This is a genomic window from Micromonospora sp. NPDC006431, assembly GCF_042870725.1.
Lineage (GTDB): Bacteria > Actinomycetota > Actinomycetes > Mycobacteriales > Micromonosporaceae > Micromonospora.
The window spans coordinates 42,155-55,025 of the sequence record NZ_JBIAHQ010000024.1 but is presented as its reverse complement, the minus strand read 5'-3'; the positions used below and the strand labels follow the sequence as shown (position 1 = coordinate 55,025).

At 73.9% G+C, this 12,871-nt stretch carries 12 protein-coding genes; all 12 read left to right on the top strand.

The genetic code is table 11. The features are described 5' to 3' along the window. Window positions 1-5: 5 nt before the first annotated feature. Window positions 6-800 (top strand): ABC transporter permease, encoded by a 795-nt coding sequence (locus ACFYM6_RS29850; RefSeq protein ID WP_338013282.1) that lies wholly within the window; start codon window positions 6-8, stop codon window positions 798-800. Window positions 801-802: 2 nt separating this feature from the next. Next, the gene (locus ACFYM6_RS29845) at window positions 803-2,098 is read left to right on the top strand and encodes an MCE family protein (protein ID WP_387280791.1); all 1,296 of its coding nucleotides are present in this window, start codon (window positions 803-805) and stop codon (window positions 2,096-2,098) included. Then, window positions 2,095-3,129 carry an MCE family protein gene (locus tag ACFYM6_RS29840; RefSeq protein WP_387280790.1) on the top strand — a complete coding sequence of 345 codons (1,035 nt, stop codon included), beginning with the start codon at window positions 2,095-2,097 and terminating at the stop codon, window positions 3,127-3,129. The genes ACFYM6_RS29845 and ACFYM6_RS29840 overlap by 4 nt, the downstream gene beginning before the upstream one ends. After that, the gene (locus ACFYM6_RS29835; RefSeq protein ID WP_387280789.1) at window positions 3,126-4,109 is read left to right on the top strand and encodes an MCE family protein; all 984 of its coding nucleotides are present in this window, start codon (window positions 3,126-3,128) and stop codon (window positions 4,107-4,109) included. Before ACFYM6_RS29840 ends, ACFYM6_RS29835 begins: the two co-directional genes overlap by 4 nt. Continuing rightward, window positions 4,109-5,359 carry an MCE family protein gene (locus ACFYM6_RS29830; protein WP_387280788.1) on the top strand — a complete coding sequence of 417 codons (1,251 nt, stop codon included), beginning with the start codon at window positions 4,109-4,111 and terminating at the stop codon, window positions 5,357-5,359. The genes ACFYM6_RS29835 and ACFYM6_RS29830 overlap by 1 nt, the downstream gene beginning before the upstream one ends. After that, entirely contained in the window at window positions 5,356-6,768 is a 1,413-nt protein-coding gene (locus ACFYM6_RS29825; RefSeq protein WP_387280787.1) for an MCE family protein, read from the top strand. Before ACFYM6_RS29830 ends, ACFYM6_RS29825 begins: the two co-directional genes overlap by 4 nt. Continuing rightward, window positions 6,765-8,000: an MCE family protein gene (locus ACFYM6_RS29820; RefSeq protein WP_387280786.1), complete on the top strand. Its 1,236-nt coding sequence runs from the start codon at window positions 6,765-6,767 to the stop codon at window positions 7,998-8,000. The genes ACFYM6_RS29825 and ACFYM6_RS29820 overlap by 4 nt, the downstream gene beginning before the upstream one ends. Next, entirely contained in the window at window positions 7,997-8,842 is an 846-nt protein-coding gene (locus ACFYM6_RS29815) for a hypothetical protein (RefSeq protein WP_387280785.1), read from the top strand. The genes ACFYM6_RS29820 and ACFYM6_RS29815 overlap by 4 nt, the downstream gene beginning before the upstream one ends. A gap of 18 nt (window positions 8,843-8,860) precedes the next feature. Then, the gene (locus tag ACFYM6_RS29810; protein ID WP_387280784.1) at window positions 8,861-9,364 is read left to right on the top strand and encodes a hypothetical protein; all 504 of its coding nucleotides are present in this window, start codon (window positions 8,861-8,863) and stop codon (window positions 9,362-9,364) included. A gap of 162 nt (window positions 9,365-9,526) precedes the next feature. Next, entirely contained in the window at window positions 9,527-10,432 is a 906-nt protein-coding gene (locus tag ACFYM6_RS29805) for a hypothetical protein (protein WP_387280783.1), read from the top strand. A gap of 198 nt (window positions 10,433-10,630) precedes the next feature. Continuing rightward, window positions 10,631-11,848: an MFS transporter gene (locus ACFYM6_RS29800; protein WP_387280782.1), complete on the top strand. Its 1,218-nt coding sequence runs from the start codon at window positions 10,631-10,633 to the stop codon at window positions 11,846-11,848. 243 nt (window positions 11,849-12,091) lie between these two features. Next, on the top strand, window positions 12,092-12,853 hold the full coding sequence (locus tag ACFYM6_RS29795) for a DeoR/GlpR family DNA-binding transcription regulator (protein WP_073834528.1): 762 nt from the start codon (window positions 12,092-12,094) through the stop codon (window positions 12,851-12,853). Window positions 12,854-12,871: the final 18 nt, after the last annotated feature.

The following is a 12,871-nucleotide window of genomic DNA, read 5'->3' as shown; positions in this document are numbered from 1 at the left end:
CCGTGCTGCGCTACCTGGACGACCTCGGCGGGCAGCTCGCCTTCCACCTGCGCGCCCTCGCCTGGGCGCCACGCACCCTGCGCCGCTACAAGCGCGAGGTGATCCGCCTGCTGGCCGAGGTCAGCTTCGGCACCGGCGCACTCGCCGTGCTCGGCGGCACCGTCGGCGTGATCTGCTTCCTCACCTTCTTCACCGGCACCGAGGTCGGGCTGCAGGGCTACCAGGCGCTCGACCAGATCGGCAGCAGCGCCTTCACCGGGTTCGTCTCCGCGTACTTCAACACCCGGGAGATCTCGCCGCTGGTGGCCGCGCTGGCCCTGTCCGCCACCGTGGGCTGCGGGTTCACCGCCCAACTCGGCGCGATGCGGATCTCCGAGGAGGTCGACGCGCTGGAGGTGATGGGGGTGCCGTCCCTGCCGTTCCTGGTCACCACCCGGATGATCGCCGGCTTCATCGCGGTCATCCCGCTGTACGTGATCGGCCTGCTCTCCAGCTACCTGGCCACCCGCACCATCGCGGTCGTCTACTTCGACCAGTCCGCCGGCACCTACGACTACTACTTCCACCTCTTCCTGCCCCCCGGGGACGTGCTCTGGTCCTTCGGCAAGGTGCTGGTGTTCAGCGTGATCGTGGTGCTCGTGCACTGCTGGTACGGCTACACCGCCCAGGGCGGGCCGGCCGGCGTCGGCGTCGCGGTCGGACGGGCCGTGCGTACCGCCATCGTCGCCGTCAACGTCGTGGACTTCTTCCTGTCCCTGGCCATCTGGGGCGCCACCACCACCGTCCGGATCGCGGGGTGACCATGCGACACCGTGTCCTCGGCATCGTCTTCATCGCCCTGCTCACCGCGGCGCTGACCGGTTCCGTGCTGCAGTACCGGAAGGCGTTCACCCCGGTCGACCGGGTCACCCTGCACGCCGACCGCGCCGGCCTGCACCTCCTCGAGGGCGCCGACGTCAAGGTGCGCGGGGTGGTCGTCGGCGACGTCCGCTCGGTCGGCAGCGACGGCGGCGGCGCCGTCATCGGCCTCGCGCTCGACCCGGCCACCACCGACCGGATCCCCGCCGACGTGACCGCCCGGCTGCTGCCCAAGACCCTCTTCGGGGAGCGGTACGTCGAACTGGTCCCGCCGGCGGGCAGCACCGCCGGACCGATCCGCGACGGCGCGGTCATCAGCCAGGACCGCAGCCGCACCGCCGTCGAGCTGGAACGCGTGCTCGACCAGGCGCTGCCGCTGCTGCAGTCGATCCGCCCCGACCAGCTCGCCGCCACCCTCGGCGCGATCTCCACTGCCCTGCAGGGACGCGGCGACCAGCTCGGAGCGAACCTCACCCGGCTCGGCGCGTACCTGCGGCAGCTCAACCCGGAACTGCCCACCATCGCCGAGGACCTCCGCAAGCTCGCCGTCGTGCTGGACAGCTACGACGCCGCGCTGCCCGACCTGCTCGCCCTGCTGCGCGACGTCACCGTCACCGCCGGCACCGTCAGTGACCAGCGCACCCAGCTCGCCGCGTTCCTCGCCGACACCACCGACACCGCCGACACCGCCCGGGGCTTCCTGGACCGGCACGGCGACCAGCTCATCCGCCTCGGCCAGGTCAGCCGGCCGGTGCTGGAACTGCTCGCCACCTACGCCCCCGAGTACCCCTGCCTGGTCAGCGGGCTGGTCGCCCTGCAACCCCGGGTCGAGGAGGTCTTCTCCGGCGGGCGGATGCACATCACCCTCGAGGTCACCCGCGACGGCGGCGCCTACGAGCGGGGCCGCGACGAGCCGCTCTACGGCGCCCAGGACGGCCCGAACTGCCGGCACCTGCCCGACCCGCCGATGCCCGCCCCGCAGGTGCCGGTCGCCGACGGCTACGACTACCGGGGCACCCGTACCCCGCCGCTGCTGCCCGTCGGGCTGCCCGCCGCGTCCGGCGGCGCAGCCCCGGCCGCCGCCTCCCCGGCCATGGGCCAGGCCGGCACCGGCGCGGAACAGGCCCTGGTCAAACCCCTCGTCGGTGGGCTCACCGGCACCCCGCCGGCCGAGGTGCCGGACATCGCGGTGCTGCTCTGGGGGCCGCTGCTGCGCGGAGCGGTGGTGAACGCGCGATGACCGGGAAGACGACGCCCGCGCTGGTCAAACTGGTGATCTTCGCGGCGGTGACGCTGCTGGCCACCGCGCTGCTCGCGCAGACCCTCGGCGCGTTCCCGCCCGGCGGGGTGGCCTACCGGGCCCGGTTCACCGACGTCACCGGCCTGCTGCCCGGCGACGACGTCCGCATCGCCGGAGTACGGGTCGGCAAGGTCAGCGACATCGCCGTGGTCGACGACAGCGTCGCCGAGGTCACCTTCACCGTCGACCGGGACGTGCCGGTGGCCACCAGCGTCCGCGCCGCCATCCGCTACCGCAACCTGGTCGGCCAGCGCTACCTGGCGTTGACCGAGGGACCGGGCGACGGCCGGCCGCTACGGGCCGACGGGCTGATCCCGCTCACCCAGACCAAACCGGCGCTGGACCTGACCGTGCTGTTCAACGGGTTCCGGCCGCTGTTCACCGCGCTCAACCCCGACGACGTCAACAAGCTCGCGTACGAGATCATCCAGGTGCTGCAGGGCGAGGGCGGCACCGTCGCCAGCCTGCTGCGCCGCACCGCCTCGCTGACCAACACCCTGGCCGACCGGGACGCCGTGATCGGCCGGGTCGTCACCAACCTCAACCAGGTCCTGGAGACCCTGGCCAGCCACGACCAGCAACTGGACGAGAGCGTCACCCAGCTCCAGCAGTTCGTCTCCGGGCTGTCCGCCGACCGCACCGCCATCGGCGAGGCGCTGGTCAGCCTCGGCGAGCTCACCGACACCACCGCAGGGCTGCTGCGCCAGACCCGGCCGCCGCTGGCCGCCGACGTCCGCGCCCTCGGCGACCTCGCCGGCACCCTCGACCGCAACTCCGCCGTCATCGACGCCACCCTCGGCCGGCTGCCGCAGCGCTACGAGTCGCTGACCCGGGTCGCCTCGTACGGCTCCTGGTTCAACTTCTACCTCTGCGACTTCGACGGCCGGGTGGCCGTCGCCGGCCAGCCGCCGCTGACCACGCCCGGCGTCAGCGCCACCGCCGCCCGCTGCGCCACCGGAGGCAGCCAGTGAAACCCTTCCGCGAACGCAACCCGGTCGTCGTCGGCACCGTCGGGCTGACAGTGATCCTCGCCGCCCTGCTCGGCGCCTTCCAGCTCGACCGCCTCGCCGCGCTCACCGGCCGCAGCTACCAGGCGGCGTTCCACGACGCCAGCGGACTTGCCACCGGCAACGAGGTCCGGGTGGCCGGGGTGCGTGTCGGCGTGGTGACCGCCGTGGAACTCGCCCGCGAGAGCCAGCCGTACGTCCGGGTCCGCTTCCGGGTCGACGACGACGGCGTACGCCTGGGCCGGGACACCGGCGCCACCATCCGGATCAAGACCGTGCTCGGCCAGAAGTACCTCGCCCTGTCCCCGGCGGGACCGGGCAAGCTGCCCGAGCACGCCCAGATCCCGCTCGACCGCACCGCCGCCCCGTTCGACGTGGTCCAGGCCGTCACCGGGCTCGCCGACACCCTCGACAAGGTCGACACCGACCAGCTCGCGCAGGCGTTCACCACCCTGTCGCAGACCTTCGCCGACACCCCGGCCAGCGTCAGCACCTCCCTGACCGGACTGTCCCGGCTGTCCCGCACCGTCGCCAGCCGCGACGCCGAGCTGCGCACCCTGCTCGCCCGCGCCCGGGACGTCACCGGCGTGCTCGCCCAACGCGACGAGGAGTTCCGCAAGCTCGTCACCGACGGGGAGAAGCTGCTCACCGAGGTCACCCGCCGCCGGGACGCCATCCACCAGCTCCTCGTCGGCACCGACCAGCTCGCCACCCAGCTGTCCGGGCTGGTCGCCGACAACCGCACCCAGCTCGAACCGGCCCTGCGCAAGCTGCGCGACGTGGTCGCCGTCCTGCAACGCAACCGCGACGACCTGGAGCAGACCATCAAGCGGATGGGGCCGTTCGTCACCGCGTTCGCCAACGTGGTCGGCAACGGCCGCTGGTTCGACTCGTACGTCGACGGCCTGCTCCAGCCGTACCTGCCCACGACGGGAGGACGCTGATGCCCGGTCCGGTCCAGCGCTGGCGGCGCCCGCTCGCCGCGGCCACCGTCCTGCTTCTCGCCGGCGCCGTCGGCGCCGTGGTGTGGCGGCACGAGACACCCCAACGGCGGGTCGTCGCCTACTTCACCCGCGCGGTCGGCGTGTATCCCGGCTCGGACGTCCGGGTGCTCGGCGTCCGCGTCGGTGAGGTCGAAAAGGTCGTCCCGCAGGGCCGCACCGTCCGGGTCGAGATGCGCTACGACCCGGCGTTGCGGTTCCCCGCCGACGCCCAGGCCCTGATCGTCCCGCCCAGCGTGGTCAGCGACCGGTACGTGCAGCTCACCCCGGCGTTCACCGGCGGCTCCGCGCTCGCCGACGGCGCCGAGATCCCGGTCGGGCGGACCGCCGCGCCGATGGAGATCGACGACATCTACCGGGCGCTCGACGAGTTCAACCGCACCCTCGGTCCGACGGGCGCCAACGCCGACGGCGCCCTGTCCGACCTGGTCACCACAGGCCGGGCCAACCTGGAGGGCAACGGCGCCAACCTGCACGACACCCTCGACGGGCTGTCCCGCGCGCTGACCACCCTCTCCGACGGCCGCGGCGACCTGTTCGGCACGGTGGCCAACCTGCAACGCTTCACCACCACCCTGGCCCGCAGCGACGAGCAGGTACGCCGCTTCCAGCAGCAGCTCGCCGACGTCGCCGAGCAGCTCGCGGGGGAGAAGGAGGAACTGGCCGCCGCGCTGCGCAACCTGGCCGCCGCGCTGGCCGACGTGACCACCTTCGTCCGGCAGAACCGGACCGCGCTCACCTCCAACGTCACCGCGCTGGCGGACATCACCCGCATCCTGGTCCGCCAGCAGCAGGCCGTCGTCCAGATCCTCGACGTGGCGCCGCTGGCGCTGAGCAACCTCAACCTCGCGTACAACGCGCGCTCGGGGACGCTGGACACCCGCGACAACCCGCTCGGCCCGTACGACCCGGCCAGCTTCGTCTGCTCGCTGATCGTGGACCAGCTCCCCGCCGCCGAGGTGCCGGCGAAGTGCACCGCACTCGCACAGACCCTGCACTCCCGCAACCTGCCCCTGACCGACCAGCTGCGCAAGCTGCTCAAGCTGCCGCCCGGCGCCCCGGTGGCCGGCGGGTCCCCACCGGGCTCCATCAGCTCCCCCGGTGCGCCGACCGCCGACGAGGCGCCGGGCGGCTTCCCACCCACCACCACGAGCGACCCGACGCTCGGCGGCATCCTGCGAGGCAGCGCATGAGCATCCGGCTGCTGCGCCTGCTGGCCGGCGCGCTCGCGGTGGCGCTGCTGCCCGCCGGCTGCGGCCTGCCCGAGGTCGCGGACCTGCCGCTGCCCGGCGGCAAGCCGGCCAGCGACGGCTACACCATCACCGCCGAGTTCGCCGACGTGCTCGACCTGGTGCCGCAGGCCGCCGTCAAGGTCGACGACGTCACCGTCGGCAGCGTGGAGAAGATCTCCCTGTCCGGCTGGCACGCCCGCGTCCGGCTGCGCATCGACCGCGGCGTGCGGCTGCCCGCCAACGCCACCGCCGCCGTACGGCAGAGCAGCCTGCTCGGTGAGAAGTACGTGACGGTGGCCCCGCCGCCCACCGAGCCCGCCCGCGGCCGGCTCGCCGACGGCGACCTCATCCCGCTGTCCCGCACCACCCGCGGCGCCGAGGTGGAGGAGGTCCTCGCCGCCCTCGGCCTGCTGCTCAACGGCGGTGGCCTGGCCCAGCTGCGGACCATCAACGAGGAGCTCGGCAAGGCGCTCGCCGGCCGCGAACCCGCCCTGCGGGACACCCTCACCCAGCTCGACACCTTCCTCGCCGGGCTCGATCGGCAGAAGGCCGACATCGTCCGCGCCATCGACGCGCTGGACCGGCTGACCGGCCGCCTCGCCCGGCAACGGCAGGTCGTGGGCGACGCGCTGGACTCCCTGGCGCCCGGGCTGACCGTCCTGGCCCGACAACGCGCCCAGCTCACCAAGGCGCTGACCGTCCTCGGCCAGCTCGGCACGGTCGGCACCCGGGTGGTCGAGCGCAGCCGGGCGGACACCGTCGCCGCCGTACGCTCCCTGCAACCGATCCTGGAGCAGCTCGCCCGGGCCGGCGACGACCTGCCCAAGTCGCTGGACTTCATGCTGTCGTACCCGTTCCCGCCGAACGTCACCGGCGCCATCGTGGGCGACTTCGTGAACCTGTCCGTCACCGCCGACCTGGACGCCGCCAGCATCCTGGCCAACCTGGTGGCCGCCGCACCCGCCCCGGCCCAGCCGAACCGCCCCGCCCCGGGCGCCAAGGCGCCGACCGCGCCCCGGTCACCCGGCACCGGCCCGAACCGGCCCGGCGGCAAGCCCGGCGGCATCCTCCCCGAGCTACCGCTGACCGGGTGTCTGCCGGATCTGAAGAACTTCCCGGCCATCTTCACCCCGCCCGAGGAGTGCGGGCTGCCGGAGGGCTGCCAGCTGCTCAAGCCCGGCTCGACGGTGCCGCTCGGCGGGTTGCTCCTGCCCAAGGGCCTCGTGCCGCCCGGCACGGCGTTCCCCGCCGGCACCGAGCTGCCCGACGGCACCGTGCTCACCGCCCAGTGCGTGCTCCCAGTGACCGGGGCCGTCATCGGCCAGCTCGGTGGCCTCACCGACCTCCTCGGAGGAGGGCTGATCAAGTGATCGGACGCACCGCGAAACTCCAGGTCCTCGCCTTCGTGCTGGTGAGCCTCCTCGGCGTCAGCTACGTCGGGATCCGCTACGTCGGCCTCGGGGACCGGCTGTTCGGCACCGGCTACGTCGTCCACGTCGACCTCGCCCGGGCCGGCGGCCTGTTCGCCAACGCCCCGGTCACCTACCGCGGCGTGCCCGTCGGCCGGGTCACCGCCGTCGCGCTGCGCGCCGACGGGGTCCGCGCCGACCTGCGGATCGACCGGGGCGTACGCGTGCCCGACGCGCTGCGGGCCGTGGTCACCCAGCGGTCCGCCGTCGGCGAGCAGTACCTCGACCTGCGCCCCGACCGCGACGGCGGGCCGTACCTCGCCGACGGGGCGGTGATCCCAGCCGACCGGACCGGCCTCCCGCTCGCCCCGGAGACGCTGCTGACCAACCTCGACGCCCTGGTCCGCTCGGTCGACCCGGACGACCTGAGCGTGCTGATCACCGAACTCGGCACCGCGTTCGAGGGCAACGAGCAGGCCCTCGCCCGGATCCTCGACGCGGGTGACGCCCTGCTCACCGAGGCGGACACCCGGCTGCCCGAGACGCTCACCCTGATCCGCGACGCCCGGACCGTGCTCACCACCCAGGCCGAGTCCGCCGAAGCGCTGCGCCGCTGGTCAGCCGGCCTGGCCGAGCTGGCCGCCGCCATCCGCGCCGCCGACCCGGACCTGCGCCGGCTGCTCGCCACCGGACCGCCGGCCGGCGCCGAGCTGCGGGCGCTGCTGCGCGGCCTGGAACCCGACGTCGGGGCGCTGCTCGGCAACCTGGTCACCGTCAACGGCATCGCCGCCCGGCGGCTGCCCGGCATCGAGCAGCTGCTCGTGACGTACCCGATCGCCGTGGCCGGCGGATTCACCGTCACCCCCGGTGACGGCACCGCCCACCTGGGCCTCGTGGTCAACGCCGGGGATCCGCCGTCCTGCGTCTACCGGGGCGGTAGCACCAGGTGCAGCGGCAACGAGCGCGCCGCCGGCGCCAGCGTACGCGGGGCACAGAACGCCCCCCGACCCTCCGGCCGGGAGCCGGCGCCGCCGCCGTCCGACGCGGGGGCGAACGCCGGCTACGACCCGGCGACCGGCCTGGTGCTCGGCTCCGACGGACGACCGCTGCAGTTCGGCGGGACCGGCGGACAGTACCGGACGGCCGGTGACCAGTCCTGGAAACAGCTGTTGCTCGCCGGGGTGACCCCGTGACCGGCGTACCCGAGGAGGTGGCGGTGACCAGCCGCAGGAACACCACGCTGAAAGTCATCAAGGGAGCGTTGGCCGGTGGCCCGTCCCCGGCGCGACGCCGCTTGGTCACCCGTCCCGTGCCCCGCCCGGCCGAGCCGATCGAGCAGGTGCTGGAACGCCTCGACCGGGAGCCGGTGGCGGCCCCCGCGGCGGCCGGCGACCTGAAGGTCGTCGTCGACCCTGTCGGGGTCGAAGACCCGCCCGACCCCGACGACAAGGCGGCCGGCACCGACACCGGGGGTGACCCGAAGGCGAAGGATGCCGGCGCCACCGCGGCGGCCGACGGCGGGCGGGCCGAGGCGGCGCCGGGCACGCCGGGCCGCGGCCGGGCGCTGACCGCGCTGCTCGTCGTGCTGCTCGCGGCCGCCCTCGCCGCCGCCGGCGTCTACGGCCACCGCTGGTACGTCGACCGGGCCACCGACCAGGCCCGCGGCGACGCCGTCGCCGCCGCCCGGCAGGCCGCCGTCAACTTCGTCTCGGTCAGCGCCGCCAGCGTCGACCGCGACCTGCAGCGCATCACCGCCGGCGCGACCGGCGACTTCAAGGACGAGTTCACCCGCGGCCAGGCGCAGGTCCGCACGGCCGTGGTGGAGAACAAGGTCCAGTCGCAGGGCACGGTGCTGCGCGCCGGCCTGGTCTCCGGGGACCGCCAGCACGCGGTGGTGCTGGTGGCGGTCGACGCCACGGTGAAGAACGTGAAGTCACCCGACGGGCGGCCGTCGCACTACCGGATCCAGCTCGACCTGGTCCGGGACAAGGACTCGGGCGACTGGCTGGTGTTCAAGCTCCAGTTCGTCGGCTGACCGGAGGAGGAGACCCCGATGCGTGTCCCGACCGTCCTGCGCCGCCCGCCGCGGCTGCGCCCCGTGCCCGCCCTGGTCGTCGCGCTGGTCCTGGTGGCGGCGGTGGCCCTCGCCGCCTGGTACGGCGACCGCCGCGCCGGCCAGCGCGACCAGGCAGTACGCCAGGCCCTGGCCACCGCGCCCGCCGCGGCGAAGGCACTCTTCTCCTACGACTACCGCACCTTCGACGACAGCATCGCCAACGGCCGCACCTTCGCCACCGGCGCGTTCGCCGACGAGTACGCACAGACCACCGCCGCGCTCAAGCAGACCGCCACGAAGCAGCAGGCGGTTGTGCTGGCCGAGGTGTCCGCCACCGGCGTGGTCAGCGCCGACAGCGACCGGGTGGAGCTGCTGCTATTCCTGAACCAGTACCGGCGGAACGTGACCACGGCGGGGGAGAAGGTCGACCAGAACCGGGTCGTGCTCACCATGGTCCCGGTCGACGGGGAGTGGAAGGTCGTCAAGGCCACCGCGATCTGACCGGCGGGCTCCCGTCATCGGTGCCGGCGGGACAGCATCGTCGAGCCGTCGCCGGCACCGGCCGGCGCGCAGGTCGCTGCAGGGGCTGACCGCGTTTTCCGCCGGTGTGCCCGGGGTAGGTCCTCACGGGACTGACCGGAACACATGCGTGGAGGCCCTTCGATGAGAGACAACTTCGGCAACGCGGTGGGAGACGCGTTCCGTTCGGTGATGCTGTTCCTACCCAAGGCGGTCGCATTCATCGCGATCCTGGTGGTCGGCTGGCTGATCGCCAAGGCCGTGCTGAAGCTCGTGGACAAGGTCCTGGAGCGGGTGCACTTCGACCGGGCCGTCGAGCGCGGCGGCATCAAGACCGCGCTGGCCCGCTCGAAGTACGACGCCAGCGACATCGTCGCCAAGCTGGCCTACTACGCGGTGCTGCTGGTCACCCTGCAGCTCGCGTTCGGTATCTGGGGCCCGAACCCGATCTCGGACCTGATCCGCGGCGTGGTGGCGTGGCTGCCCAAGGCGTTCGTCGCCATCGTGATCGTGGTGGTGGCCGCGGCGATCGCCAAGGCGGTGAAGGACATCATCGCCAGCGCCCTCGGTGGCCTCTCCTACGGCCGGGTGCTGGCGAACATCGTCTCGGTGTTCATCCTCGGCCTGGGCGTCATCGCCGCGCTCAACCAGATCGGCGTCGCCACCACGGTCACCACCCCGGTGCTGATCGCCGTGCTCGCCACGATCGGCGGCATCCTGGTCGTCGGCGTCGGCGGCGGGCTGGTCCGGCCGATGCAGGCCCGCTGGGAGAGCTGGCTGGCCCGCGCCGAGGAGGAGCGTCGGACCATCGCCGAGCACGCCCGGGCGTACCAGGCCGGGCGGCGGGACGTGGCGGCCCAGCTGGGCAGCCCGTACGCCGAGGCGGAGCGGACCCAGCCGGTCGGCCCGCACGGTGCGGCGGAGCCCACCCAGCCGATGCCGCACGCCGGCGCGGCGGCCACCCCGCAGCAGTCCACGGCCGGGCAGGCGGTGGACAACGACGCCACGATGGTGATCCCGCAGGCAAACGCGGAGAAGTTCCGCCGCTGACCGCCCGCGTCGCGACCGGGGTGGGGCCCAGCCGGGTCCCACCCCGGCTTCGCGTCCGGCGGGGCGGCGGGGACGACCGCCGCCGACTACCATCGGCGCATGACCTGGCGATGTTGATCCCACCCTGAAGGCCGAGGCCGCGGGCCGCCGCGGACACCGCATGTCCGGTGTCCGTCACGTCCCCGTGGGAAGGCCTCCATGCTCATTGTCTCCGCGCGTCGATCCGACGTCCGCCCGGTGGCGGCGGCGCTCTACGCGTACGCGTTCCTCACCGACCTCGTCCTGCTCTACCCGGTCTACGCGCTGCTCTTCGCCGACACCGGGCTGTCGGTCGGGCAGATCTCCTCGCTGTTCGTCATCTGGTCGGCCACCGGCATTCTGCTGGAGGTGCCCTCCGGCGCCTGGGCCGACGCGGTCTCCCGGCGGCTGCTGCTCTGCCTCGCGCCGCTGCTGCCCGCCGCCGGCTTCGCCCTCTGGGTGCTCGTCCCGTCCTACCCGGCGTTCGCCGTCGGCTTCCTGCTCTGGGGCGCCGGCGGGGCACTGCGCTCCGGCGCCCTGGAGGCGCTGGTCTTCACCGAACTCGACCGGCTCGACGCCACCGGCCGGTACGCCCGCCTGATGGGCCGGGCGAAGACCGCCGAGATCCTGGGTGTGCTCGCCGCGATGGGACTCGCCGGCCCGGTCCTCGCCCTCGGCGGCTACCGGGCCGTCGGCGCGGCCAGCGTCGCCGCCTGCCTGCTCGCCGCGGCGGTCGCGACCCGGTTCCCCGAGCACCGCCCGGCCGGCGGCGACGGCCCGGCCGACGACGACGGGTCGGACGACGACGGGTCGGACGCCGATCCGGGGTGGCTGGCGAGTCTGCGCGGCGGGCTGGCCGAGGCCCGCGCCGACCGGTCGGTCCGGGTCGCGTTGCTGCTGGTCCCGGCCGTCGCCGCGATCTGGGGCGCGCTGGAGGAGTACACGCCGCTGCTGGCCCGGGACACCGCCGTCGCGCTGGACCGGGTGCCGCTGCTGCTCGTGCTGGTGTGGGCGGGCACGACGCTCGGCGGGCTGCTGACCCCGGTGGGGGAGCGGTTGACCACCCGCGGGTACGCGGCCCTGCTCGTGGTCGCGGCGGTGGCCCTGGCCGCCGGTGCCCTGGTTCGCCATCCGGCCGGGTTCGTGCTGATCGGGGCTGCGTTCGGCGCGTTCCAACTCGCCACGGTGCTCGCCGACGTCCGGCTGCAGTCCCGGATCACCGGGCCGAGTCGGGCGACGGTCACCTCGGCCGCGGGGATGGCCACCGACCTGAGCATCATCGCGGTCTACGCCGGCTACGGCGTGGTCGCCACCGCCGCCGGCAACGCCGTGGCGTTCGCGGTGGCCCTGGTGCCGTACCTGGTGGTGGCGGTCTGGCTGGCCGCCCGCCGGACCTGACCGGCCGGGCGGGGGCCGCAGGCCGGTCCCCGCCCGGCCCGCTCGGGCGGGCCGGGTCGAGATCGGGCAGCGGATGGTGAGAAACGGGCGAGCCAAAAGAGAGGTATGCCGGATGCGCCCGGTCTCCGCTGCCCGTTCGGGCGGCATCCCGGGCGGCAAACCCAAGTCATTACCCGAGATGTGACCGTCGTCACGCCCGTTTGGCGGTGTTAGAAACAGAGGCACGAGTCGGGGAGGTGCCAGGTGGACGCAGCGCAACGGAGACACCACATCCTCACGCTGGCCCGCCGGCACGGCGAGGTCGACGTGCAGAAGCTGGCCGCCGACCTGGGCGTCGCCCCGGAGACCGTCCGTCGCGACCTGAGCATGCTGGCCCAGCAGGGCGTGGTGCGGCGCACGCACGGTGGCGCGTACCCGGTGGAGACGGCCCGCTTCGAGACCACCCTGGAGACCCGCACCACCCGGATGGTCGCGGAGAAGCGGCGGATCGCCGCCGCCGCGGTCGAACACGTCGGCGACGCGGAGTCGATCTTCATCGACGAGGGTTACACCCCGCAGTTGATCGCCGAGGCGCTACCCACCCACCGGCCGCTGACCGTCGTCACGGCCTCGCTGCACACCGCCGCGGCGCTGGCCCACTCACCCACCCTCACGGTCCTCCTGCTCGGCGGCCGCGTCCGCGGCCGCACGCTCGCCACCGTCGACCACTGGGCCACCGCCATGCTCGCCGGCTTCGTCATCGACCTCGCCTTCGTCGGCGCGAACGGGATCTCCCGGGAACACGGGCTGACCACGCCCGACCCGGCCGTGGCCGCGGTCAAGGCGCAGGCGATCGGGGTGGCCCGGCGGGTGGTCTTCGCCGGCGTGCACACCAAGTTCGGCGGCCACAGCTTCTGTCGCTTCGCCGACGTCGCCGACGTCGACACCATCGTCACGGACACCGCGCTACCGGCGTCCGAGGCACACCGCTACTCGCTGCTCGGCCCCGTGGTGCTGCGCGTCTGAGCGCCCGGCCGACCCGCC

Excerpts from the sequence above, each read along its gene's own strand:
- ACFYM6_RS29800 (WP_387280782.1), top strand. The coding sequence starts at position 10,631 with ATGCTCATTGTCTCCGCGCGTCGATCCGACGTCCGCCCGGTGGCGGCG.
- ACFYM6_RS29840 (WP_387280790.1), top strand. The coding sequence starts at position 2,095 with ATGACCGGGAAGACGACGCCCGCGCTGGTCAAACTGGTGATCTTCGCG.
- ACFYM6_RS29810 (WP_387280784.1), top strand. The coding sequence starts at position 8,861 with ATGCGTGTCCCGACCGTCCTGCGCCGCCCGCCGCGGCTGCGCCCCGTG.
- ACFYM6_RS29825 (WP_387280787.1), top strand. The coding sequence starts at position 5,356 with ATGAGCATCCGGCTGCTGCGCCTGCTGGCCGGCGCGCTCGCGGTGGCG.
- ACFYM6_RS29830 (WP_387280788.1), top strand. The coding sequence starts at position 4,109 with ATGCCCGGTCCGGTCCAGCGCTGGCGGCGCCCGCTCGCCGCGGCCACC.
- ACFYM6_RS29805 (WP_387280783.1), top strand. The coding sequence starts at position 9,527 with ATGAGAGACAACTTCGGCAACGCGGTGGGAGACGCGTTCCGTTCGGTG.
- ACFYM6_RS29845 (WP_387280791.1), top strand. The coding sequence starts at position 803 with ATGCGACACCGTGTCCTCGGCATCGTCTTCATCGCCCTGCTCACCGCG.